Below are 23799 nucleotides of genomic sequence, written 5' to 3'. Positions count from 1 at the left end.
GTTTTGAATTATTGTGAAGGTTGTCCCGGAAGAGGAGTATATGTTCTCCGATTCGGCCGGATTATCCTGGGGCGTCTTCCAGGTGGAGCTGGCTGGGGGTTCTCGAACTGCTGCGGCTCTGCCCCCTGCAACTCCGGCTCGACGGTCCGGGGTGCCATCCCCGGCAACATCTGGCCCTGTCGCGCTGCAGAAGCAGCCGCTGGAGTTGGTGTCATCGGCGTATATTTGGCAGCTTCGGTCATGTCAAGGACTTCATCCCTGCCATTGGAGGTCAGGACAACCTTTTTTCTCAGTATTTCTTTGACCTCCGCCCCCTGCACAACATCACCCTGCTGATATATATCCTGATTTTTCGTTTCTTTTTCGAGGATAATCGCCCTGCTCTCCTCACCGGCGCTGACTATGGTTCCCATCAGAACAAGCGAGAGAGATGTCGGCTGCAGATCTGCGGCCGACTGCCCGCCGGCTGATTTCGTTTTGTCGGCGGAAGGCGGGGGCCCGAAGAGATTGCGTTCGAGGACCTTGCGGACATTTTCGTCGGCGGTGCGTTGAGTTGAAGAAGCCTCTACCTGCTTCTTTTGCGGCACCTGGGGAACAACGGCGGTTTTTTCGACCGGGGCTCGCAGCTTCCTCTCAACCACAGTATAAAACCCCTCAACCGCCAATACACAAGCCAGGGTGATCAGCAACAGAGGAAGAAAGGTTGAGATCCGGATTTTCATTATGCTGAACCTCAATAGCCAAACTGGAATGCCGGGTTCTGTAAATTTCCGGCAACCTGAAAGGGAATTGTCGTTTTTTTAAACTGTTTTTGTAAATATATCAACTCATTACGAGCTGAAATATTATCTCTCGTATAGGCTGCCTGCAGCGCAAAATCTCCCTTGGCGGTCACATTGCTCAGGTACCATGGGGTGATCATTTGTACCATGCCGGTAAAATCGGCAGTCATTTCAATCCCATTTGCCTTCCCTCTCACGATTTGCAATCGATGTTTATCATACTGGATATTCATCTCGACCTGCTGCAGGTCGATCTCCTTCATGGCAAGCACAGGCTGCAACAGAGCGATTTTTCCTTCCCGCAGTTTGACTTTGCCAACCGCCTTTCCATCAAGGTACTGATTTACCACGGCCGAATAGGTTCCGGTGTAATCAAGTCGACCTGAGAGATTCCGCCCCAGCGTTTCATTGACAGGCTTCATCGCCGACAGGTCCAGATTCTGTATCGTCAACGGATCAAGGGAAAATTGACGGTTGCCCTGCCCGGCCTGCAAAATCCCGCTGAAATTACTGGAATAACTCTGTCCGCTCAAAACGAATATACTGCCGAAATCTCGCCATGGGGAAGAGAGATTGAGCGAACTCAGTTCAAACAACGGCGTATTCGGCCCGTCCGGCAACAGGAATGCAACTTTATCAAAACGGATTCCGAACGGGAATTCATAGGTGATTTTTCCTATCGTGCACTTGGTGCCATTGAACAGACTCTCAGCTTTTCTTATGCAATACTCTTTGAATTCCTTCTCCGGAAAGCGGACATAGAGCAACACTGCACTCAAAACAACCGCATAGCTGCAATAGAGGAACCATCGAATACTCGCCGCCGATCCTGTTGTCATGTCCCAGCCTTTTCGATATAGGTGACAATCTGCATGGTCACATCGATATATCCTTTGGTCTTGCCGCTTTCCTGAATCGCAATTCGCCGAAGGCTGACGACATTTTCAGTCGATTCAACCAGTTTGAGGAAATTTACGAGCCCTTCCAACGTGGCTTCCTGCAATTTCAATTCAACCAGCGATTCCTGCAGAGGACCTTCGCCGGTTGCGACCGAAGGCTTCATGTACTGGATGGCATCCTTGATTTTTGCCTGATCCGCCATTCTGTCCACATACGTAAAAAGTGCAAAATCGCGGGATCTTTTTGCCAACCGGTCCTTGATTCCCCCTTCCCGTTTTTTGACCAGCAGATAATCCTGCCGTAATTTCTTTATCTGCTCCAGATCCTCCTGCCTTTGCTCAACGGAATTCTGCAGCCGGGCCCGGGCATCAACGTATGGGGAAACGAGTAATTGATAGACAAAAAAGAGCAGCAGAACGATCGACACGCCCAGCAGCAGTATTTTCTGCCGGTACTCCAGCTGATCGAATCCGCTTTTCTCGCGGAGAGTCTGCAGGTCCGGAAATGACGGGCGCGTTCCCATTCTGTTACTGCCTCAGTACAAGTTTTATCTCGAAATCGATCGTCCCGCTTTTCACCGATGAATTGGCAGAGCTGATTTCCACCTTCGAAAAATATGGGGATTTTTCCAGTTCCTTTTGAATCGAATCGACAATATTGAACGTTTCGGTTGTTCCTCTCAGGCGGACATCACTCTGGTCGGCGGTCAATTTGACGATCTGCACCTGCAAAGCGGGTGGAATCCGAGCGGATATCTCGGCCAGAAGATCCAGCAGTCCCAACCCGCCATTGGTTGCGCCTCCGGCCATATACGCATTTTTGGCCTCGTCGATCCGTACCTGTATCTGCTGCACAGGATTGACAATCCGCTTCACATCCGGCAGGGTCTGGGTGAAGATTTCACGTATCTGGGTGTCCAAGGCCCTTTGTTTCTTCTTCAACTGGGCATGATCATGCCAGATGAAGGCGACGATCAGCAGTGCCAGCACAGCCAGCGGTATCGCGGCAAGCCGTGTATATCTGCGCAGTTGTTGAGTCGATCCTTTCTTCCTGAATGCATCCTTTCTGAAATTGAACTCCCGGCCCTGTTTCCCTGGCGACAGAGCGAGGGCCAAGGCTCTGTGCATCACCCCCTGGTGCCGGCAGGAGATCGCTTCATCCGCCACTTTCAGCAACGGTAATGCCAGCAGATCGCAGCTTTTGACCTCGAGACTCAAGGTCGTCTGCAGCGCCTCAGCCAACCCGGGATACGTCACGAGAGGGCCGGCGAGATACAGCGGGATATCCTGGCCCCGCATGCCGATCCTTGCCGCCTGGATCGCCTGCCGCACAGACCGGACAAAGGTTGCGAAAACGGTCGAGAGGTTCTCGGGGCGGAGCACGGAGATCCCGCGACCGTCTTCCGTCAGCCCGAAACCTGCCTGGAGTGCGGTATCGAAGACCAGCGGCCGCATGACGGCAATCTTCCCTGCCAGGATCACCACCAGCACCGCCCGACGGAAGCCGACATCGAGGTAATAGTAATCTTCCGGAACGTCGGCAAGACCGCTGATCGCGTTGGCGCCGAATGTCCCGCTGATCCCGATGATCTCCGGATCACACGACTGACCTTGCAGAAACTGCAGTTGCCCGGCAAGAAAGGATTTCTCGGCCATTGCCGTGATTATCCCTGCTTCGCGCTCTTTACCGCTGGCAAACAGATAGTCGAACACCATCCTGTCCGCCTCGACAGGAGCATTTTCGGCGAGTTCTCCCGGCAGGATCTTGTTGATCTTGCGGGCATCGGTGAAAGGAAAATTGAAGTTGCGGTAGTAAAAATATTCCGCCCCCAGGGCGACCCGACATTCCCCTGTGGTGTATCCGACCTGGGCGATAACCTCGGCGACCGCCGTTTCAACGGATTGCAGCCCGACATCGGCACATCCGCAGGCCGTCACCTCAAGGGACTTGGCCACCGGCCGCACCAGTACCCCGGTTACGAGATCATCGTGAATATCAAGGGCAAAAACCGTATTCGCCATCAGTTCACTCTACCCTTCGGTTCAATTCAATAATTTTTCCCTGCTGTGCCCTGCGGATCACTGCGGTAACCTTCCGTTTCATCGTATCAAAACTCCCCTCAGCTACAATGGAAAAATAACTGCTTGCCATGGTTAAGGATGCAGCATCAATCACCACATCCCCAGGCCATGACGGTACGTTCAGATACCATGCGGCGGCCTCCGACAGGAGATCCTGATTTTCCTTCTGCCGCCGGAACTCGTCCAGACTTGCGGCCAGTTCCCTGGTAATCTGAGGATTCAACGCCTGTATCACCTCCGGCGCTGCCGTATTGAGGTTGATTTTGCCGTCGTCGCCGTACACCGTCACATAATCTTTCAAGGCTTTTTTGCCTTCAACCCCATAGAACAGGGCCCGGGTGATACCCTTGACCAGCAGTAGATCGTCGATAAAATTCATGGGACCGTTCTGACAGGCATATCCGGGGGAGAGTAACTGATAGTAGCTGCTCTCGGCCCCGAATTCCAACTCCATGTCATCGGTGTCGAGCCAGTCGACGAGTGAATCGACGATTCCCCTCGCCTCAGTCTCGTCCTGGACGGCGAATTCACCTGATATCAGCAGGTTGGTCAATATCTCCCGGGTGCCGGTGCCGATCGCGCCGCTCGCGATGAGGCTGTTGATCTGCACCTTTCCCGACAGATCGATGACCGACAGTTTCAAGCCCCCCTCCTCGAACAGGCCAGAAAAATCGGTTAGCTCGAGCGTCGCCCAGCCATCGAGGAAGGTGTCAAACGAGGCGTCCTTCCCATCCTGCTCAAGCAGAGCAGACGCAATGGCAATTCCCGAGCGGGCAATCGCTCCGAGCTGCTCACCGCTCTTCAGATTGGCCGCGGCCAGGTAATGCTGCCGCATCGACCGGCCGAACTCAAAGGTCACCACAATCAGCAGACTGATGATGATGATCGTGACAAGCAGGGCCATGCCCCGGTCATCCCCCAGGGGAGTCCGTCGTCTTCCGGTCACGGCGTTTCCGCTCCATGCGGCAAGGGGAGGGCGACTGCGGTTGTAAAAACGGTATTCTCTTCGGTATCGGCCGATTTCGCAAACCGCAGGGTCAGTCGGATCATCACCGGGAAATTTCCGGTCCGCGTACCATCCTCCTCAACCATCCCCCTCTCGCCGCTGTCCCATTCCTCATGTTCATTCCCCTCCGTATCAACATAACTGTACTGTATTTCAGCAAGACTGTCACAAAGGAGAAATCCTTTCTCCTCATCAATCTCCGGCCCGACACCAGGACGCACAGGCACATCGATGCGATACAGCTGCAACAGGCCGCTCTCTTCGTCCACCTCGGTCGCGTACCGGATCATTGCATAGCCCGCTGCCCGCTCCGTCCTGCTGAAGACCAGATGTGCCGCCGAGGTGAAGGTCAACCGGTCGGATCGACCGGTTGCCCCCTCATTCCGTTCTCCCTGCAGCGAGCCGCCATTGCCGAGGTGCACCGACTCCAGGTCGCCGGTTATTCGTTCCAGGGCGATGCGGGCCATGTTGCTGAATTCCACCACGGACTCCGTGCTGTCCGTCACCCGGAAGGTCGACCTGTAGGCGCCATACACCGAGGAGATGACAATGGCGAAAATGAATATCGCCATCAGCAGCTCCAGAAGAGTGAAGCCGTCCTGGCGTGTCTGTCGAGGCCGAGGGTTCAGCGGGTGTTCTCCTTTTTGATGTAGCATCTGAGTGTGTAGCTGAGAACTGCATTGTCCTGCGAAACGGTCAGGTCAAGGCGCTGCAGCGGTTCTACCGGATCCGCCGATGTGGGCAGAAACTCCGACAGATCGGCATCCTGGACTTCAACCTTCCAGACAAAACCTGGAAAATCGTCGCCGAAATCGCCGTCTCCATCTTCGAGAGGGGTTACGCCGCTCTCATACTCCGCCAGTTTGGCTTTCGCCAGGGTGGCGGCATGGATATTGAATTGAGCTTCGGTTGCAAGGGACAGGCTTTGCGCCTGGGATCCAAGGATGGCGGAAAGGCTGATCGCCAGGATCGCGATCGCGATCAGGACTTCAAGAAGAGTAAACCCCTGTTGTTCCGACAGGGGCGGGTGGGACACCGGTATCTTCGAAGGAGGGTTCACGCCGTTAATCTATCACTCCATCTCCACATAGCTGTCGGTAATCCGGACATTCCCGAGAAAAGGAGAGAACAGCATGGTCAGGACCTCGTCTTCGTCATTTTCCAGGTGGATCATGGTTTCGTCGATGTATCCCTGTCGGCTGACCCAGAGCTGCGGTCGGCCTTCATCCATTTTCCCTTCGGATTTGGTCCAGATATCGACGATCCGAACGGGTTGCGTCAATTGCAGCGCATCGGTCTGGACCTCATCCGGATCCTCCGGTGCCGCTGCCGTCTCCTGGCGATACCAGATGCGGTTTTCCGATAGGTCAAAGGTGATGACGTAGGCCTGCTGGTCCCGAATCGCTTTTTCCCGCACCGCCTTGATCAGCCCGATCACCTGCCGGGAGGAGGCCTTGAGCGGATCGGTCAGGATTGAATTTTTCAAGGTCGGCGCCGCAACCGCCAGCATCACGGATATAAGGGCACAGACCACCAGTAATTCAAAGAGCGTAAAGCCCGAATCGTCGCGGCCAATTCCTGTCCGCCACGACTCGGCGGCCCACCTCCCCGCCAGCGGCTTCACCAGCACCGGCTATTCAATTTCCCAGTTATTGATATCGGCGCTGTCGCCCTCGCCCTCAGCCTCCCCGTCGATGCCGTAGGAACTGAGATCGTAATCGCCATGCACCCCGGGACTGAGATAGACAAAATCATTTCCCCACGGATCCAGAGGGACCTTGCTCTTTTCGAGATAACCGCCGTCTCTCCATTTCGGCGGCAGTATGCCGGCGGTCGGCGGTTCAACCAACGCCTGCAACCCCTGTTCCGTCGAGGGATATGTGCCGTTATCGAGTTTATAAAGATTCAAGGCGGTTTCAATCCCCTGTATCTGCATCGCCGCCTTGGTTCGCTTGGCCTCCTCCGGATGACCCATGATCTTCGGGCCGACATAGCCGGCAAGAATACCAATGATGACGAGGACAACCAGAAGTTCAATCAGGGTAAATCCAGCTTCGGCAGAATGGCGCCTCAGCCCTTGCAACGTGGGGAGAGATCGATTGGTCATGTTATGTTTCTTGGTTTTACGTTTGATTTCAAGGAATACACCGCTACGCCGCAGATCAGCGCGGCGAGCAGCATCAGGGTAATTTTCACCCAGATGGCGAACTCCAGCATCAGATAGCTGAAGGCAACCCAAGGCCACAGGCATACCCTGACGACCTGCTTCAGGACGTCGTTGCCTTCGATGACTTCGGCAATCATTGGTGAAAACTGGTAATACCGGTCGATCAAGGCCTGTCCCAGCCCATTGCCGCGCAGGTAACGGTCACGGAAATTCCGCAGCACGACCACATGCGCATCGAGCACCGAACCGTAGGCCGCAGTGGCGATGAAACAGGCATCGCTGGTTTCGAACGACAACTCGTTGCCGTAGATGACCGTCTCGTCGGAAAGTACCGCATAGGCCCTGACATAATATCTCGTATTCGGGGTAATTTCGACAATATTGCTGCCGAACGTTCCCACTCCGGACCCGTCACTGGTCTGACCGTAAAGAACAGTCTTGTAATTGAAGGAATTTTCCTTGGTTACCGGCGGCAGTATCGAATCAGTCGAGTCGTCGTCCGTCGTGTCGGTCGTATCCGTCGTCTCGGCAGGCCGGTACACCGGATGCCGGGCCGTACCATAGCATACCCCTCGCTCCGTGACCGTCGGAATGGTACTGGCCGAACCGCCTGCGATCTGGACAATCTCCCCGCCCGATATTGCACTGTTCCGGCCAATGTTGGTGATCGGGGTCGTAGCGATGTGATAGTAGGTCGAGGAGACACCGCCAGCCGTCAAGGCTGTCGATTCGGCAAGGGCCGACATCGCCACCGCACTGTATTGCAGCAGGACGAAATCGTTGTCGTCCCCGTTGCTGGAATAACCGGCGGCGAGGACCTTCCCGTCCGGCAGCACTGCCAGTGCCCGGCCGGCATCGTCATACAACGACACCGTATCGGCGATATAGGTGGCGATGGCTTCATCGACGGCGGTTTCCGGGGAAATCCCGTCCCCGGTTTCCGACGAAGCGCCCTCTTCCACGGCCGTCGCTGCCTGATTCCCGACCGCGGTGTTCGAGGGTGATGCGGCAGCGTCGGAATCTGTGGTCGTGCCGGCAGTTTCTGTCGCCGTGCCAGTCGCTCCCGTCGTGGATGCCTCATCGGCCGTATTTTCAGCACCGTAGCGTAGCAGTATGAAATCCTTGCCTTTCACCGTTTCAGTATAGCCGGTCACCAGGATGGCGCCGTCCTTCTGCACCGCCACACCGTACCCGACGCTGTCGTAGCCCAGATCGCTGCGTACCATCCCGACGGTGCCGAAGCTCGTGTCTATCTGCCCGCTGGTGAGGAACCGTCCCATGATCACCTCTCGATATTCACCATTATCGTAGGTGCCGACCACGACCAGCCGGCCGTCATCCTGGGCGGCCATATCATAGATTATCGCCTCTCCTTCCATGTCGGTGATCCGGACTTCGCCATTGGTGCCAAACGATTCATCGATAGCCCCATCGGCCTTGAGCCGGAAAAGGCTGGGGCCGGCAACCCCCTCCGGTTTGCTGTAACCGGCAAGCAGGATCGAAGTATCGCTCTGCACCACCAGGGAATGCGCTGCGGTCTCATACCCGCGGTCGATAAGCACGAAGCCATCCGTGCCGAAGGCGGTGTCCAACTTTCCAGACGGGTCGACCCGGGCGATCATCGCCTGCAGACCGGTGCTGCCGCCGGCCGTCCCCGCCACCACAATATCGCCATCCGGGGCAACCTGCAGGTCATGGGCATTACCGGATTTGCCGTCCAGCGGCAGGACGAGTCTCCCGGATGTGCCGAAGGAAGTGTCCAGAGAGCCGCTATCGGTGAGGCGAACCAGGAAAACTGCCGAGCTTGCCTCATTCGCTCCATTGTCAGCGGTGCCGGCGATAACGATCTTGCCGTCCTCCTGCACCACAATGGCCTGCGCCATGGCATTCCCGTCGCCGGGGTTGAAGGTGGTATAACCGGTGGAGTGAAACGAGGTATCGAGCTTGCCGTCCGGCTGATACCTGGCAACCGCAACATCCTTCAACACGGAATTCGTGCTGAAACCGGCCAGCAGGATCTTACCGTCGGGTTGGACCGCGAGGGCCAGGGCCTCATCATCGTCAATACCAAAATCGGTAACGACCCTGCCCTGGTCCCCGAAGGCGGGATCGAGATTGCCCCCTGCATGAGCGGATACGATCGACAGAAAAACCGTCACCACCAGCAGCATGACTATCCGCCGGAATTCAGTTTTGATTTCGCACATATTCATCCCACCTTCGATTCCAGTATTGGAAAACGTTCTGATATCGTCCACAAACAGCCGCATTTCAGCTCTATGGATGATATCAAAAAGTCACCTGCCCAGGCAAGGATGTTGAACACCTTTTATCGAGTGCTGATCGCAGGATAACAGCCTGATACGACAACAATGGCGCATGGCGTGATCCGCTCATGACATTACTACCCATTGATATCACTAAATATAATCTGTCATTGACGGCAACGCCGCAGCTCCTGAATGATACATACACTACCTAATATATATAAACAAATCCATTATTGTGGTTTTTCGTTTCACGCATAATTCTATGTACAGACACAGTCGTCACCGGTCCACACGTGTTTCACTTTCAGCCGCGGCAAATCATCGCGGCAGGAGGGCCCGACGCGTCAGCAGCATCGACTGAAGCCATTGCAAAACACCCCGCATCCAATGATATGATCGTACAACGATCCTGTCGCATCGCGCATGACCATATTTCCTCAAGGAGGAGGCACTATGAAACACATCTCATTCGTCCTGTTTCTCATCGTGGCGGTGCTGTTGCATCTGCCACCGACGGCAACAGCCGCCCCCCCGGAGCGGTTGAGGTACATCGTGGTTCTGCATGACGACGAGCAGTTACCGGCAACGACGGCCAGAGACATCGCCGGCAAGGTCGGCGGCGAGGTCGGCTTCATCTACCAGCATGCGTTGAAAGGTTTTTCGATCACCGTGCCCGAGCAGGCGGTGGCCGGCCTGGAGAAGAACCCCAGGGTCAAGTATGTGGAGACCGACAACCTCAGGTACACCTTTGCCCAGACAATCCCCACCGGCGTGCAGCGGATTTTCGCCGCCGCCAATCCGGACATCGATATTGACGGCAACGACGACGCTCGGGTCGACGCCGATGTGGCCGTCATCGATACCGGGATTGACCTGCAGCATCCGGATCTGCAGGTGATGAACGGCGTCAATTGCACCGGCACCCTGTTCAATACCAAATGCGTTGCCGGCGGCGATGACGACCACTACCACGGGACCCATGTGGCCGGCATCATCGGGGCTCTCGATAACGGCATCCAATCTGAGCAGTGACCTGGAATGGTTCGACAATGGGGTAAAATTCGGCACCGGCGGCTCATCCGGCATCGTTCCGAGTCCCGGCACGCATTCCATCACCGCCACGGTCACCGATTCCGGCGGCCTCGTCGGCAACGACAACATCACCGTCACTGCGACCGACACGACCGGAATCACCCTGGACGTCCGGGCCTACAAGGTCAGGTCGGTCAAACACGCCGACCTGACCTGGAGCGGTTCCGGCTCCGACCAGGTCGACATCAAACGCAACAACACCATCTTCACGATCACAAACGTAGGCGCCTACAAGGACACCCTTACCAAAAGCACGGTCTCCGCCACCTATCAGGTATCCGAGAAAGGAACCGCTGCCTGTTCGAACAGCGTGACGGTCGGTTGGTAACGAGCGCCGCCGGTCCAGGCCTTGAAAAGGTCGGCGGCAAAAATTACGGCCTCCCTTCCCATGGCAGCGAAAGCGCCACGGGCCGGGAGGCCTGTTTTTTCTTCAATCCGTCAAACCTCGCATGTCCCCGGCGGCGCCGGGGCCATGCAGTCGGGCTTGATCAATTCACACTGGGAAAGGTATGACATTTGGTGCAGTCCAGACCTTTCGCGATGTGGGTCTTGTGGGCGCCGCTGCTCCACGATTTGCTGTCATGGCAGCTGCTGCAGAGTTGACTCTGGGGCTGCACCAGACCGGTCGGCGTCGGGGTATGGCAGCTGTTGCAGGAGATATTCCTGTTCCGATGATTCTGATGCATGGTTTCAAACGGCTGACTCTTGCTCTCATGACAGAGGGTACATGAACTGACCTTCGCCGGCATCTCGTGGTAGCCAAGGGCGGCGAACGGGATCATGCCCTTGCCGTCGGGAGTGGCCCCCGTATTGTCGTGGCACGAGGTGCAGGACGGGGCCTTGCTCTTCGGATCGACGCCGTGGGTGATCAGCATCTCGGCATCGGCCTCGACCAGGGTGTAATTACCGGTCATACCCTGATCTTTCATGCCCTCCTCGACGGCGGTATCGAAATTGCCGGTCATGAACATCCACATGATCGCCGGCGGGATGATCTGGCCGCTTTCATGCAGCGGCATGATGGTGAAATGGCGCTTGATCGGCACGATCTTCGATTTGCCGTCGAACGGCGCGCCATTGGCCTTGGCCATCGGATAGATGCCCTGGGCGTCGGCCTTGATGGTCTCGCCGACATTGTAGACATTCGAGGTGCCGTCAAACCACGCGTATTCCGGTTTGACGTTGGCCTGTTTGACCTCCTCGCCGACAAAGCCGCCCTGGCCCGAGCAGAAGGCCCGATTCCAGACCGGGACCCGCCAGTCACGGGACATCTCGGTCGCCCCGCCCTTGGCATAGGTCTGGATATGACAGGTCTGACAACTCACCTGGCCTTGGGCATGCCGGTTCAGGGTGGTGTTGGAGTGCGGCGCCGCGGTGTGACACGACTGGCAGGTGGGATTCGGCGCCTCGGTCGCCCGCAGGTCGATGCCGCGGCCGCCGATCTTGTGGTTGGCCGATGCGTGACAGCTGACACAGGTCAGGTTGGCGCCGGCCTTGGAAAGATGGACATCCTGGTCGACGGTGGCATCTTTGCTGTTGACCCCCATGTCGCCGCGTTTGACCCAGTCGCCGCCGCCGGCGGTGGCATGACAGCGCAGACAGGACTGGTTGGTCGGCAGATGGACCGTCCGGGCGAGGTTGACCATGGTCGTGCCGGCCGGCATCTTGGCGTAGTCAGGCACGGTGGTATAGTTGCCCTGGGCATCCTGCTTCCCGAAAATATAGGTCTTTACCTGTTTCAACACATTCGTCACCGTGACCGAATTATTGGGGTCCTCAACGGTCTTGCGCTGATAGGTGTCACTGTGACACATCAGACAATCGACATCGGCGGCCTCCGGCGGATGCGGGGCATTACCGTCGGCCCGGACATGACAGGAGTAACAGGCCCCTTTCGACGACACCGCGTAGGTGCAGAAGGTGTTGATGCCGCCGACGCCCTTGCCGAGTTCTTCGCCATTGGTATTGGTCAGATCCGGCGTCGGCCCCGCCCATTTCATGTGCACGCTGCTGAGCATGTCATTGGCTTCCTCCTGGTGACAGCTGATGCAGGTCGACGGGCCGTTGTAGGCGGTGATGGTGTTATGGGCCGGAATCGGCCCGTCCACCAGTCCACCGCCGGGCGGAGGAGTGCCGGGATCCGGAGGCGGTTCGGTGCCGACATCGGATGACTCCTTGACGGTAAACTGGGCACTCTGTCTGACCTTGCCCGATCTGTCCTGCAGGACACAGGTATAACTCCAATTTCCCGCCGGCTCGTTGGCCGGGATAGTGTAATCGAAGTCGGCGGTCAAGCCATTGATCGTCATTTTCTGTTTGGTCACCTCTGTGCTGCCCGACTGTCTCTGCGGATTATTGATAATAATCTGCGCTGAGCTCAGTGGAGAACGCCAGCCTCCGACCCCGGTACATTCGAACTGTACCGGTTGGCCGAGCGTCGCCTCAACTGGAGTCGTTGTCATCTGGATGGATCTGTCCGCAGCGAGACAGCTGCTCCCCACCAAGATGCACAAGGATGCCATGACCAAGGTTTTTTTCTTCATTGATCCTCCCCGTGATCGTTGTCGATTGATGCCAAAGGCGCATTCTCGCCAATGACTCTGTGAAATCTGGACAGTACGTTTCTGACTGCAAGATAGATGCCACGGCGTGGCACCTCACCTCGTGCGGACCCGAAAGACCCTATTGATATTATTAATAATCAATGCGTTACACGATCAACTTTGCATGTATCCACACCTTCGCTCTCGCGACAATTTCGATTTGTTATTTTTTCCTTTATTATCAGTACGATTACCGACCATGACAAACAATTGCCCCACCATTGTTCTCATGTGAATTTAAGACGTTAAGTATTTAATGATTTTCTGACACTCGTACGCGGGACCGACCGGTCAAAATCCTGATTTTTAACCGTGATAATTCATAAATTTGTACGGAACAGGTGCATCATCTCCGACCACCGGGCGGAGAGACAATCTTCACATATCTGAAATTGTAGTGTTTCCAACATGAATGGGGATAAGCAAGCCGGCAAGAAAACGATATTGCGATCGTTTTTGAATATACATCCGGACCAAATCGAGCGCCGGTGCCGTGACACTCCCGACACCATTCTTCGGCCACCGGGAACAGTAAAACCTGAGAGGCAATGTCATGAAAAACAGGACGGTGATCGTTCGATGAACCTCGAAGCGCGATCACGATGGTGTTGGCTATGCAGAAATTCTGTTTATCAGGTAATTATATGGAAATAGACGATCAATTCAAAAATTGAAGACAACTGATTTATAACAGCCGAAGATTGTCAATGGATCATCTGGTTCATCTCAAAGATAGGCAAGAGAATGGAAATGACGATAAATCCGACCGCCAGACCCATGGCCGTAATCATCAGCGGCTCGAGCAGCGAGGTCATACCTTTGACCGCCGCTTCGACATCACGTTCATAGGCATCGGCGATCTTGTTGAGCATCACCTCGAGGCTGCCGCTCTGCTCTCCGACGGCAATCATCTGGACGAACATCGGCGGAAACCAGGGAGAGGCGGCCAGCGCGACAGTCATGCTCTGTCCCCGCTGCACATGTTCCATCGCCGAATCGACAACCTCGGCGATGCGGACGTTGTCGACCAGCGTCCGTACAATCCGCATCGCCACCATGAACTCGACGCCGCTGCGGTTCATGCTGGCAAGGGTCGAGGCGAACCGCGCCAGGATGATCTTCTGCGCCACCGGCCCGATGACCGGCGTCCTGAGTTTGATGAGATCCCACAGGGATCGCCCCTTGGCCGTCTTCACGAACATGCGCAACAAGATGACCACCGCCAGGCCCACGCCCAGCAGCACCCACCAGTAGTTTTTCAAAAACGAACTGGTGCCGATCAGAAACAGGGTGGGCAGGGGCAGGGTCTGCTCCATGTCCTTGAAGACCTGGGTGATATTGGGAACGATATAGGTGATGAGGATGAACAGGATGGCGGTGCCGATGATGGCCATGAACACCGGATAGTACATCGCCGCCCGCAGACGCCCCTTCAATTCCTGCTGTTTCTCACTGAAATCGGCCAGTTGCTCGAGAACGACATCGAGCGACCCCGATTCCTCCCCGGCCCGGATCATGTTGATATAGAGGTGGGGAAAGAGTTTCGGATGCTCGCCCATGGACTGGGCCAGGGTCTTCCCCTCGCTCACCTTGCCCTTGATCTGGGCCAGGACCTTCTTCAAGGCGGTGTTGCGGGTCTGCTCGACGAGCGAGGACAGGGCTGTATCCAACGGGATGCCGGCGCCATGCAGGGTGGAGAGCTGCCGGGTGATGACGTACACTTCCTCAGGGGTTATGCGGTTGAACAGGCTGGTCGAGAACCAGGACTGGGAAGCTCCGCCCACCCTTGCCTTACTTTCCTTTAGTGATACCGGGTAGTTGCCCCCTGAGCGCAATTTCGCCCTGGCCTGGGACTCACTATCGGCTTCAATGATCCCTTTCAGATTCTTGCCTCGCTGGTCGAGGGCATTGTATTCGTAGACAGGCATGACACTCCGGGATATCGTTATGATTATCCAAAGCGGAGCGATTGATTTCAGCCTTCACTGCCGCTTGCAGGGCACCTCTGCGCCCCTTTTCCTGGGACAGGTTGATACGGAGAAGAATCCGCCATCCGGCAGGAACCGTCAAACTCTTTTTTCTGCCACCATGACCAAGGGTTTACCTTAAGGAAATTATTTCCTATACTGATGCATCAAGTTCAACAAAAATCAGCATCCCAGGCCCGAGGCGTACACTCACTCTGCAGTGGCACTATGCCAGTTTGACACATACCGTCCCGAATGTATACACACTATTTCGGCCTGAACGAAAAACCCTTCGCCATCACCCCAAACCCGCGCTATCTCTATATGAGCGAGCTCCACCGGGAGGCGTTGGCCCATCTCATCTACGGCATCCAGCGCGACGGCTGCTTCATCCTGCTGACCGGGGATGTCGGCACGGGGAAGACCACCGTCTGCCGCTGCCTCCTCGAGCAACTGCCGGAAGATACGGATATCGCCATAATTCTCAACCCCAAGCTCACCGCCATCGACCTGCTCAAAACCATCTGCGAGGAGCTGTCCATTCCGGTACCGCTCGAGTCTCCCACCAGCAAGAGCTATATCGATGCGCTCAATCGTCATCTGTTGCGGACCCATGCCGAAGGGAGAAGCACGGCGCTGGTCATCGACGAAGCGCAGAATCTCGAGGCCGATGTCCTGGAGCAGCTGCGGCTGCTCACCAACCTTGAAACCAATACCCAGAAACTGCTGAAGATCATACTCCTCGGCCAGCCTGAACTGCGCACCCTGCTCGCCGGTCCGCTGATGAGCCAGGTGAATCAGCGGATTACGAGCCGATATCACCTCCAGCCGTTGCAGCCAGCCGATGTCCGGATCTATATCCAGCACCGCCTCAGGGTGGCAGGGGGCGGAACCCGGCGCCTGTTCACGGACCGGGCGATAAAGCTCGTTGCCCGGCTTTCCAAAGGCATCCCGCGGCTGATCAATCTCATCTGCGACCGGGCGCTGCTCGGCGCCTACGCCGAAAATGCCGATCGGGTCAGCTGGAAGATCATGCGGAAGGCCGGCCGGGAATTGCTCGAGAGCGGCCGGACATCGATGTTCTCCCGCCGGTTTATCCTGATCACGGCGATCACCCTGGTTCTAATCGGCATCGGCATGCCGGCAGCTTATCACTATCTGAAGATGCCTTCGATGGAGACCTTCATGAAGGTATGGCAGCCGCAGAACAATACAACCCCGGAGGGAACCAAACCGAATACGGACCGGAAGTCGAGTGACACGTCAACTACCGAGACCAGCAATCGGCAACCTGCCCCGAAGACGGATCAAGACGAAAAACAGCAGTCCTCGTCGATTTCGATTGAACAGACCGTATCGAAAATGGAGATAAAACCTGACCAGAAAACGGTTCGGGACAAATAGGTAGAGAACGCCATGTCATACATACTCGATGCTTTGAAAAAATCGGACCAGGAAAGGAAACAGGGCGAGATACCCACCCTGGAAAGCATCCATACCGATCTGACCTCCTCCCGCATCCAGAGGTCGGCGAGGCAACGAAAACGGTTCCTCCTGCTCTTCTCCGCATCTCTTGTATTGATCGGCGTCGGTCTGTGGCAATGGCGTTCTCCATTATTCACTTCGCAGACTGCCGAGCAAACAGCTCCGGCAGAGCAGACTGCCGAGGTCGGGAATCCGACCCTGCCGCCGCCTCAAAACGCCGGGCCAAACACCACCCGCCAGCCTGCCGAACCGGCACAGAATCCGGTGGCGGAGGTTGCGGCGCCGGCTCGGGAGGTTGCACCGCCGCAACCACAGGTGCCGGTCCAGGTCAGGAAACCATCGACGTCGGTGACTGTCGCCAAGCGCATCGTGGTTCCGCCGGCCGAGCAGATTCAGCCCGCCACGCCGTCCCGGGTTGTTCGACCATCCTCCCCGCCCCCTTCCGAGACCACTGCAACCCAGGATGACAGCCCACCGTTGTTGAAGGAATTACCGATCGAGATCCGGAAATCGATCCCGGAAATTTCCATGGCCGGCCATGTCTACTCCGAGATCCCGGCCCGGCGGATGATCATGATCAACAACAAGATCGTCCGCGAAGGTGAGCGGGTGGGCGATCAGCTCAAGCTTCTTCGCATCACCTGGGACGGGGTCATCCTCCGCCACGTAAGTACGGATTTTCAGATAAAACTCTAACTACGGTCTGAAAATCTTCTACACCGAGGGGCCGTTCCGGAATACCGAAAACCACGCAGGGTATTTCGAACGGCCCTTTTGTTTTGCAGGACACCGAAGCATGCAACCGGGGTGGACAGCGCACATCCCATCCACCGTCACAGGCCGGAGACGGACCATTCAACCACAAGGAGGGAACATGAAAAGAGGGATTCTGTCTGTCGCACTGATCGCATTCCTGTTGTCCTTAGCTGGTGTCTGTCCATAAATCGTGAATTTCGAGTAAGCGTCGCCACACCCTGACTTACTATATGCGCATCAATTCACCATCGACTATGCCGATAGTTTTTCCCTGTTGTCGGGCGCATATTTGTCGGCCCCAATGGCCTGCTCAAGACGCACTTCTCCCAAACAAGTCGAGATCGGACAGTGCGCCTGCGTCTTCAGGCCAATTGTTTGCGGGCCAATGTCAATAAATTTGCCGAAACGATCGAGGCCCAGACAGGAGTTTCGGAGATAACCACTTCCCTTCCGGCAAATCCAAATAAAACCAGCGAGTTGTCGCACTCGGTCTCGTAAGACCCTCCAATAAAATCAAATTGCCCGTGCGTATTGCCCATAAATACTGGGGTTACGCAATATTTTGCTTGACATGTAAGACCCTACTGTTAGTATACCAGTATGGCGCATTTTCACATAAAAACCAAAAAGGGAAGACCCTACCTCTACGTCCGGGAAATTGCCAGGGTCGATGGCAAGCCCAAGGTCATCTCCCAGATCTACATCGGCTCGCCGGAAAAGGTTGCCGGCTTGCTTGGCGGCAAAGAGGCCGATGTCCTGAGCTTGAAGGTCGAAGAGTTCGGCTCTCTCTGGTTGGCGTATCAGATCGACCGGGATATTGATCTCTGCGGCATCGTCGACAATGTCGTTCCCAAGGCAGAGAGGGAGACGGGGCCTTCGGTCGGCGAGTATTTTCTCTATTGCGTGCTGAACCGGATGGTGCAGGCCGTCAGTAAAAACAAACTTGCCGATTGGTTCAGAAAGACAGCCATTCAACATATCCGGCCGGTCGAGTTGGACGAACTGACCAGCAAGCGCTACTGGGAAAAATGGGAGCGGGTGAACGAAACCGACCTCCACACGATTGCCCATAAGTTTTTCGAGCGCATCTGCCAGGCCGAGGCGCCGGCCGCCGACTGCCTGCTCTTCGACACCACCAATTACTACACCTACATGGCCAGTCAAACCGAATCGCAACTCGCCAGGCGCGGCAAGAACAAGGCCGGCAAGCATCATCTGCGCCAGATCGGCCTGGGACTGCTGGTCGCCCGGGATTCGCGGTTGCCGCTCTATTATAGCGTCTATCCCGGCAATATCCATGACAGCAAGCATTTTGAGGCGGTGATGGACGATATGTTCGGTGTTGTCTGTGGCTTGAACAAAACGAAAGAACGGCTCACCGTGGTTATCGACAAGGGCATGAATGCCGATGACAATTATGCCTGGATTGACGGGCATCCCCGGATTCATTTTATCACCAGCTATTCGACATATTTCGCCCAGGACCTGGCGGCAACTCCGCTGGATCGTTTTGAACCTGCCGATACGGCGGAAAATCGTCGACTTCTCGAGGAGGGTCGGTCAGATGAATGTCTGCTCGCCTTTCGGACCAAGGGCGAGTACTGGGGTAAAGAGCGAACCGTGATCGTTACCCATAACCCGGCGTCTGCCCGTAAGCAGGCCTACACCTTTGCCGATAAACTTGAGGCCATGCGTCAGGAACTCTTGGCCATACGGGCCAAGGTGAGAGACCACGCGCCGCACTGGCGGAACGAGGAGACCGTGCGAGAGCGGTATGTTCGGTTCTGCGAACAGCTCCATATGGCGCCGCAACTGTACGAACTGGAATTCAGCCAATCACCGGACGGCCTGGCGCTGACCTTTCGCAAAAATGTCTATCTGGTCAGCCGGAAACAGGCGATGTTCGGCAAAAACATCATTATTACCGATAATACGGATTGGCCCACCGGCGATATCATCGAAGCGAGTCTTGCCCGCTGGCAGGTGGAGGACCGGTTCCGTCTCAGCAAGGACAACGATCTGGTGGGCACCAGCCCGGTCCGGCATTGGACTGACAGCAAGATCAGATGTCATCTTTTCACCTGTGTGGTGGCTATGACCTATTTGCGCCGGATCGAGTTGAAGATGGCTGCTGCCGGACGAAAACGTTCGATCGAGGAGGTTATGGACGACATGCGGCATCTGCATTATGTCCTGAGGGTAAAGAAGGGGGGCCGGACACCTGAGCGGCGCTTGGAAACTCCCAGTAAGACCCAAAGTGAAGTCCTATCGGCATTTGGCTACCACGTTGACGAGAGTGGGGTCTTACAGGGTCCCGTTGGCTAAACCCTTATTCAACGCGGGCTCGCGGCCATTCGTGCCGATTATCCCCGAAACTCCTGCCATACATTCACGCGCAAAGCGGTGTATTCGATTATCGGAAAGAGTCTTGTGTAAAATGATCTGCGACAGGTTCTGTCATTTCGACCGGGAGAAATCTCATCGCCTTGAAAACCGAGATTTCTCGCTATCGTTCGAAATGACAGGGTGGACGCTCGAAATGACAGCGGCGGCGGCATCTCGGCCTTCGCCCTTCCGGGAACAGCGAGGTTTCTCGCTGCCGCTCGAAATGACAGCGACGACGGCAGGTCGGTCGGTCCTCCGGTGTCCCTGAGATCTCCAGACAGGATCACCCCCTACAGAAGAATCTTTACAACCCCGGCGGCGGATGGTATCACTGGGGCCGATTGCCCCGGCAGTCTGAGCCCCCGCTTCAGGGCGGATCAGGCGAATGCCCCGCCCCATCGACGTAACGCACCACCAGGATCGAAACCGATTATCGGGAAACGCCCATGTCACAATCGAAAACAACAGCACCGAATGCCCCCCCGGCTCAACCGATGCTCCAGGCCATGGTCTGGTATCGGGAAGAACACTGGGAGACCTTGAAGAAACTCTTCACCGACGCCGATCGCCTGCCGAAGACATACGGCGATTGGCTGCAGAGAGCGGAAGAGATGAAGACTCAGGTTCAGGCGGCCGGGGATATCGTCATCAAGGTGTATATCGATCCGGAGACCTTCCCGGCCTGGTGCCGGCACAAGGGACTGGCGATGGATGCCGAAGCCCGGTCGCAGCTGGCCATCGAGGTCGCCCAGAGCCAGTCGTTCAGCCTCTGAACCGCCCGAGCGCCCGCCCCCGGGCCGCCCTAGCGGCCGTACCCCCTGTCGGGGGGAAGATTGTGTCCCCTCGCGGTCGAGGTGGCGAGGACATCGCAGCGTTCGTTACGGCTGTTGCCGGCATGGCCTTTCACCCAGACGAAACGTACCGCCATCGCCTCCGCAAGCCTGAGAAGCTCCGCCCACAGATCGGCGTTGAGGGCCGGATGACCGTCCGACCGGCGCCAGCCCCTGTTTCTCCAGCTGCGCGCCCAGCCCTTTTCGATGCCGTTGACGACATAGCTCGAATCCGAGTGGACGACCACCGGCCGGCCTGACCCCTCGAGCTGCTGCAGGGCAACGATGCAGGCCATCAGCTCCATGCGGTTGTTGGTCGTCAGGCTGAAGCCGCCGCAGTATTCCTGTTCCTCGGCGCCATCGACGATGATGACGCCATACCCGCCCGGGCCGGGGTTGTTGATGCAGCCGCCATCGGTGAAGACGATCACCGTATCGGCAGCGGCAGCAGCGTTCTCTGCCGCGGCAGCCACAGGTCGCGGTGTTCGCGCCGACCGCGGCGCATACAGGGGCGCCTCCAGCCAGGCCTCGGCCTCGGCGCGCGAGGCGAACCCCTTGAATTTCGCGCCTGGAAAGCCCTTCACCTGCCGCTCGGCCTCCGGCCACTGGCTATAGACGCCCGGCTCCCGCCCGGCCGCCACCGCATAAAATTTCTTTCCCATTCCGTCCTGAACTCTCCTTCGTTTCCTGTTCCGTCATCCGCCCTGCCCCTATCTGGCGACAACTCCGACAACCTCGTTTCCCCGCTCATTGAAGACCAGCGAGTCGAAACAGAGCGTGTTGGCCATGGCGATCCCGCGGCCATGGTTGTCGGTTGCCCGGGCCGGATCGAATTCCAGGTACCGCCGCCAGTCGAACCCCTCCCCGTCGTCGGTGATCCGGATTGAGCAGGCATCCTCCCGGCGCTCAAACACGACCTCGACCTTGCGACCGCTGTAGCGCGGATCGGAGAGACGCCTGGCTATCTCGTCATCCCAGGCATTCTCCCTGATCAAGCTGCCCTTGACCTCGTAATCTATGGCGAGATTGCCGTGTTCGACGGCATTGATCAGCATTTCCGATATGCCGGTGAGGGCCCGCTCCGGCACGGGAAAAAAATTGGCCAGCAGGGCCGCCAGGCTCTCCCCCTCTTCGATCGTCCGGAACGTGCAGTTGAGGGCCTGAACGAGTCCGAAGCCGACCTTCCACTGGTTCATTTCGCTCCGCAGTTGCCTGAAGAGCTTCACCCGTTTGGCGGCGGCCCCGACGACCGACAGCAGGGTATCGTTGTCCAGCGGTTTGGTCAGGTAGTAAAATACCCCCGCCCGTATGCCCTCGACGATCTCTTCCGGCCGGTCCGCCGCCGTCTGCATGATGACCGGGATGTAGTGCAGCCGCTCATCGGCCTTCATCGCGGCGCAGACGGCGAGACCATCCATCTCCGGCATCATCCGGTCGAGCAGGACGATGTCGATCGAGCCGGGCTCACTGTGCAGTTGATCGAGCGCGTCCCTGCCGTTGACCGCCGTCCGGACCACGTACGCATCATGGCGACCGAGCAGGTTCTCGAGCAGCAGCAGCGAGACGGGATTGTCATCGACGGCCAGGATCTTGATCCGTTCCCCGCCATAATGCTCAATTTTCATCTCAGCCTCCTTGGCCATCTCCGCCTGATGGTGAACCAAAGGGAACGGAATCGGCACGATATCGATCCCCACCGCCGGAGAAACCGACCGCAGCCCCGGTCAACGGAGCGAGTGGTTCTGTATCGTCCATATTCAAGCGACACAGAGGGACAGCCAACAAAAAGGCTGCATCGCCCGGTTGGACGTGCAGCCTCGTCATTGCTCCTGCACACTGCAGGCACTCAGCATCCCTTGATGCCTCAGCCGCCGATTTTCTTGGCCTCGCTCTTGTCGGACTCCGGGACACCTTCCTTGGTCAGCGCCCCGGCGATGGCGTCACGGGAAACCTTGATCTCCACGCCTTTCGCCACCTCGAGGGTCACGACCTTGTCCGTCAGGCCGGTGATCTCGCCATGAATTCCGCCCTTGGTGACGATCTTGTAGCCTTTTTTCAGATCACTCAGAAACGCCTGGTGCTGTTTTGCCTGTTTCTGCTGCGGCCGGATAAGCAGAAAATAGAAGACGACAAAGATGAGAATCAACGGGATGAACTGGCCGAATGCGCCCAAGCCCCCGCCTGCGGCAGCCCCGGCAACGGGATCGGCCGCAAAAGCAACTCCTGTCATGGTATTTCCTCCGAAGATTGAAATGAAATGCGGACGTGACCAGCAATATCGCCGCAACAGACCGAAAATCTATTGTCCTGGTGGTCGGGCAATGATAATCACTGATCGGTCAGCCTGCTATAAAAATCTTTCCTGAACCGGCCATAACAGTCGGCCTCAATCGCCTTGCGGATCCGGTCCATGAGGTCGATGTAGTAATGGAGGTTGTGGATGGTGTTGAGATGGTAGCTGAGGATCTCCCGGCTGACGAACAGGTGCCGGAGGTAGGCCCGCGAATAGTTCCTGCAGGTATAGCAGGTGCAGGACGGATCGAGCGGCGCCGGGTCGTCCCGGTAGCGTGAATTCTTGATCACGACCTTGCCGTGGGAGGTGAACAGGGTGCCGTTCCTGGCGTTCCGGGTCGGCATCACGCAGTCGAACATGTCGATGCCGCGCCACACCCCCTCCACCAGATCGGCCGGGGTCCCCACACCCATCAGGTACACCGGATGGTCGGCGGGCAGGGCCGGGACCGTCGCCTCGGTCATCTCGTACATCAACGTCTTCGATTCGCCGACGCTGAGCCCGCCGATGGCATAGCCGTCGAAACCGATATCGACGAGGGCCGCCGCCGCCGACTGCCGCATGTCGGCATACATCCCGCCCTGGACGATGCCGAACAGCAACTGGTCCCTCCTGCTGTGCGCCTGGCGGCAACGCCGGGCCCAGCGGGTGGTCAGGTCGGTGGACACCCGGGCCTGCTGCCGGTCGGCGGGATAGGGGATGCAGGTGTCGAGGCACATCATGATGTCGGAACCGAGACTCTCCTGCACCTGCACCGCCCCTTCTGGGCTGAGGAACAGCTTCGAGCCGTCGAGGTGCGAACGGAAGGCCGCCCCTTCCTCGGTGATCGTCGCCAGATCCTTGAGGCTGAAGATCTGGAAGCCGCCGCTGTCGGTCAGGATCGATCCGGGCCAGTTCATGAAGCCGTGGAGACCGCCGAAGCGCTCGATCAGTTGATGGCCGGGCCGGATGAAGAGATGGTAGGTGTTGCCGAGGATGATTTGGGCCCCCATCTCCAGCAGATTCTCCGGGGTCACCGCCTTGACGGTGGCCTGGGTGCCGACCGGCATGAAGACCGGCGTCTGGAAGATGCCGTGCCTGGTCCGGACCTCGCCGCGCCTGGCGGCACATTCGCTGGATCGGGAATGAAGGGTGAATGGGTTCATGGAGTTCCTGGTATTCTGGCGGACAGCGATCGGCGTC

The 23799-nt window shown here is 57.0% G+C and carries 22 protein-coding genes; 6 read left to right on the top strand and 16 right to left on the bottom strand.

The genetic code is table 11. From position 1 onward, the window contains the following. Positions 1–8: 8 nt before the first annotated feature. From ACWGKN_RS03645 to ACWGKN_RS03600, 10 genes are read right to left on the bottom strand one after another with little or no spacing between them, the layout of a single operon-like run. The gene (locus ACWGKN_RS03645) at positions 9–722 is read right to left on the bottom strand and encodes a type II secretion system protein N (protein ID WP_452094702.1); all 714 of its coding nucleotides are present in this window, start codon (positions 720–722) and stop codon (positions 9–11) included. 11 nt (positions 723–733) lie between these two features. Beyond that, positions 734–1621 (bottom strand): type II secretion system protein GspN, encoded by an 888-nt coding sequence (gspN, locus tag ACWGKN_RS03640; RefSeq protein WP_035231924.1) that lies wholly within the window; start codon positions 1619–1621, stop codon positions 734–736. Beyond that, the gene (gspM, locus tag ACWGKN_RS03635; RefSeq protein ID WP_035231923.1) at positions 1618–2205 is read right to left on the bottom strand and encodes a type II secretion system protein GspM; all 588 of its coding nucleotides are present in this window, start codon (positions 2203–2205) and stop codon (positions 1618–1620) included. Before gspM ends, gspN begins: the two co-directional genes overlap by 4 nt. A 4-nt stretch (positions 2206–2209) precedes the next feature. Continuing rightward, positions 2210–3703 (bottom strand): type II secretion system protein GspL, encoded by a 1494-nt coding sequence (gene gspL, locus ACWGKN_RS03630; RefSeq protein WP_035231921.1) that lies wholly within the window; start codon positions 3701–3703, stop codon positions 2210–2212. A 4-nt stretch (positions 3704–3707) separates the two neighbouring features. Next, entirely contained in the window at positions 3708–4709 is a 1002-nt protein-coding gene (gene gspK, locus ACWGKN_RS03625) for a type II secretion system minor pseudopilin GspK (protein WP_424253578.1), read from the bottom strand. Then, positions 4706–5425, bottom strand: a complete 720-nt coding sequence (locus ACWGKN_RS03620) for a PulJ/GspJ family protein (protein ID WP_424253576.1) — start codon at positions 5423–5425, stop codon at positions 4706–4708. Before ACWGKN_RS03620 ends, gspK begins: the two co-directional genes overlap by 4 nt. Then, entirely contained in the window at positions 5395–5829 is a 435-nt protein-coding gene (locus ACWGKN_RS03615; RefSeq protein WP_052160209.1) for a type IV pilus modification PilV family protein, read from the bottom strand. Before ACWGKN_RS03615 ends, ACWGKN_RS03620 begins: the two co-directional genes overlap by 31 nt. 12 nt (positions 5830–5841) lie before the next feature. Next, positions 5842–6399: a prepilin-type N-terminal cleavage/methylation domain-containing protein gene (locus ACWGKN_RS03610; RefSeq protein WP_035231913.1), complete on the bottom strand. Its 558-nt coding sequence runs from the start codon at positions 6397–6399 to the stop codon at positions 5842–5844. A gap of 3 nt (positions 6400–6402) precedes the next feature. Further along, positions 6403–6876, bottom strand: coding sequence for a type II secretion system major pseudopilin GspG (gene gspG, locus ACWGKN_RS03605; RefSeq protein ID WP_052160208.1), 474 nt, complete (start codon positions 6874–6876; stop codon positions 6403–6405). After that, positions 6873–9143 carry a CFI-box-CTERM domain-containing protein gene (locus tag ACWGKN_RS03600; protein WP_452094701.1) on the bottom strand — a complete coding sequence of 757 codons (2271 nt, stop codon included), beginning with the start codon at positions 9141–9143 and terminating at the stop codon, positions 6873–6875. Before ACWGKN_RS03600 ends, gspG begins: the two co-directional genes overlap by 4 nt. A gap of 516 nt (positions 9144–9659) precedes the next feature. On the opposite strand from ACWGKN_RS03600, the gene ACWGKN_RS03595 reads away from it, so the two are divergent. Both ACWGKN_RS03595 and ACWGKN_RS03590 read left to right on the top strand, forming a co-directional pair. Beyond that, positions 9660–10238: a S8 family serine peptidase gene (locus ACWGKN_RS03595; RefSeq protein WP_424253571.1), complete on the top strand. Its 579-nt coding sequence runs from the start codon at positions 9660–9662 to the stop codon at positions 10236–10238. After that, positions 10186–10626, top strand: coding sequence for a hypothetical protein (locus ACWGKN_RS03590; protein ID WP_424253569.1), 441 nt, complete (start codon positions 10186–10188; stop codon positions 10624–10626). The genes ACWGKN_RS03595 and ACWGKN_RS03590 overlap by 53 nt, the downstream gene beginning before the upstream one ends. A gap of 160 nt (positions 10627–10786) precedes the next feature. On the opposite strand, the gene ACWGKN_RS03585 is transcribed toward ACWGKN_RS03590, so the two are convergent. Both ACWGKN_RS03585 and gspF read right to left on the bottom strand, forming a co-directional pair. Further along, positions 10787–12622, bottom strand: a complete 1836-nt coding sequence (locus ACWGKN_RS03585) for a multiheme c-type cytochrome (protein WP_424253567.1) — start codon at positions 12620–12622, stop codon at positions 10787–10789. A 983-nt stretch (positions 12623–13605) separates the two neighbouring features. Further along, positions 13606–14829, bottom strand: a complete 1224-nt coding sequence (gene gspF, locus ACWGKN_RS03580; RefSeq protein ID WP_035231904.1) for a type II secretion system inner membrane protein GspF — start codon at positions 14827–14829, stop codon at positions 13606–13608. Between the two features lie 294 nt (positions 14830–15123). On the opposite strand from gspF, the gene ACWGKN_RS03575 reads away from it, so the two are divergent. From ACWGKN_RS03575 to ACWGKN_RS03560, 4 genes are all read left to right on the top strand, one after another. After that, positions 15124–16272 (top strand): ExeA family protein, encoded by a 1149-nt coding sequence (locus tag ACWGKN_RS03575; protein ID WP_052160206.1) that lies wholly within the window; start codon positions 15124–15126, stop codon positions 16270–16272. 12 nt (positions 16273–16284) lie between these two features. Beyond that, the gene (locus tag ACWGKN_RS03570) at positions 16285–17049 is read left to right on the top strand and encodes a general secretion pathway protein GspB (protein ID WP_424253564.1); all 765 of its coding nucleotides are present in this window, start codon (positions 16285–16287) and stop codon (positions 17047–17049) included. A 660-nt stretch (positions 17050–17709) separates the two neighbouring features. After that, complete coding sequence (locus ACWGKN_RS03565; RefSeq protein WP_452094700.1) at positions 17710–19434, top strand: IS1634 family transposase; 1725 nt, start codon at positions 17710–17712, stop codon at positions 19432–19434. 506 nt (positions 19435–19940) lie between these two features. Then, complete coding sequence (locus ACWGKN_RS03560; RefSeq protein ID WP_052160165.1) at positions 19941–20267, top strand: hypothetical protein; 327 nt, start codon at positions 19941–19943, stop codon at positions 20265–20267. Between the two features lie 29 nt (positions 20268–20296). Here ACWGKN_RS03560 and rnhA read toward each other — a convergent pair whose 3' ends face one another. The 4 genes from rnhA to tgt form a co-directional block, all read right to left on the bottom strand. Continuing rightward, entirely contained in the window at positions 20297–20986 is a 690-nt protein-coding gene (rnhA, locus tag ACWGKN_RS03555) for a ribonuclease HI (RefSeq protein ID WP_035231480.1), read from the bottom strand. A 48-nt stretch (positions 20987–21034) separates the two neighbouring features. Further along, positions 21035–21949: a response regulator gene (locus ACWGKN_RS03550; RefSeq protein WP_035231584.1), complete on the bottom strand. Its 915-nt coding sequence runs from the start codon at positions 21947–21949 to the stop codon at positions 21035–21037. A gap of 239 nt (positions 21950–22188) precedes the next feature. Continuing rightward, the gene (gene yajC, locus ACWGKN_RS03545; RefSeq protein WP_035231482.1) at positions 22189–22554 is read right to left on the bottom strand and encodes a preprotein translocase subunit YajC; all 366 of its coding nucleotides are present in this window, start codon (positions 22552–22554) and stop codon (positions 22189–22191) included. Between the two features lie 98 nt (positions 22555–22652). Continuing rightward, positions 22653–23762 carry a tRNA guanosine(34) transglycosylase Tgt gene (gene tgt, locus ACWGKN_RS03540; RefSeq protein ID WP_035231485.1) on the bottom strand — a complete coding sequence of 370 codons (1110 nt, stop codon included), beginning with the start codon at positions 23760–23762 and terminating at the stop codon, positions 22653–22655. Between the last annotated feature and the right edge of the window lie 37 nt (positions 23763–23799).

The organism is Desulfoprunum sp., assembly GCF_053613775.1.
The sequence above is the reverse complement of the archived record's forward strand: the minus strand, read 5'-3'. Positions and strand labels throughout refer to the sequence as shown.

Coding starts and splice junctions, on each gene's coding strand:
- ACWGKN_RS03590 (WP_424253569.1), top strand. CDS start 10,186: ATGTGGCCGGCATCATCGGGGCTCTCGATAACGGCATCCAATCTGAGC.
- gspN (WP_035231924.1), bottom strand. CDS start 1,621: ATGACAACAGGATCGGCGGCGAGTATTCGATGGTTCCTCTATTGCAGC.
- ACWGKN_RS03620 (WP_424253576.1), bottom strand. CDS start 5,425: ATGCTACATCAAAAAGGAGAACACCCGCTGAACCCTCGGCCTCGACAG.
- yajC (WP_035231482.1), bottom strand. CDS start 22,554: ATGACAGGAGTTGCTTTTGCGGCCGATCCCGTTGCCGGGGCTGCCGCA.
- ACWGKN_RS03565 (WP_452094700.1), top strand. CDS start 17,710: ATGGCGCATTTTCACATAAAAACCAAAAAGGGAAGACCCTACCTCTAC.
- gspM (WP_035231923.1), bottom strand. CDS start 2,205: ATGGGAACGCGCCCGTCATTTCCGGACCTGCAGACTCTCCGCGAGAAA.
- rnhA (WP_035231480.1), bottom strand. CDS start 20,986: ATGGGAAAGAAATTTTATGCGGTGGCGGCCGGGCGGGAGCCGGGCGTC.
- ACWGKN_RS03595 (WP_424253571.1), top strand. CDS start 9,660: ATGAAACACATCTCATTCGTCCTGTTTCTCATCGTGGCGGTGCTGTTG.
- ACWGKN_RS03570 (WP_424253564.1), top strand. CDS start 16,285: ATGTCATACATACTCGATGCTTTGAAAAAATCGGACCAGGAAAGGAAA.
- gspL (WP_035231921.1), bottom strand. CDS start 3,703: ATGGCGAATACGGTTTTTGCCCTTGATATTCACGATGATCTCGTAACC.
- ACWGKN_RS03645 (WP_452094702.1), bottom strand. CDS start 722: ATGAAAATCCGGATCTCAACCTTTCTTCCTCTGTTGCTGATCACCCTG.
- gspG (WP_052160208.1), bottom strand. CDS start 6,876: ATGACCAATCGATCTCTCCCCACGTTGCAAGGGCTGAGGCGCCATTCT.
- ACWGKN_RS03560 (WP_052160165.1), top strand. CDS start 19,941: ATGTCACAATCGAAAACAACAGCACCGAATGCCCCCCCGGCTCAACCG.
- tgt (WP_035231485.1), bottom strand. CDS start 23,762: ATGAACCCATTCACCCTTCATTCCCGATCCAGCGAATGTGCCGCCAGG.
- gspF (WP_035231904.1), bottom strand. CDS start 14,829: ATGCCTGTCTACGAATACAATGCCCTCGACCAGCGAGGCAAGAATCTG.
- ACWGKN_RS03600 (WP_452094701.1), bottom strand. CDS start 9,143: ATGTGCGAAATCAAAACTGAATTCCGGCGGATAGTCATGCTGCTGGTG.
- ACWGKN_RS03575 (WP_052160206.1), top strand. CDS start 15,124: ATGTATACACACTATTTCGGCCTGAACGAAAAACCCTTCGCCATCACC.
- ACWGKN_RS03550 (WP_035231584.1), bottom strand. CDS start 21,949: ATGAAAATTGAGCATTATGGCGGGGAACGGATCAAGATCCTGGCCGTC.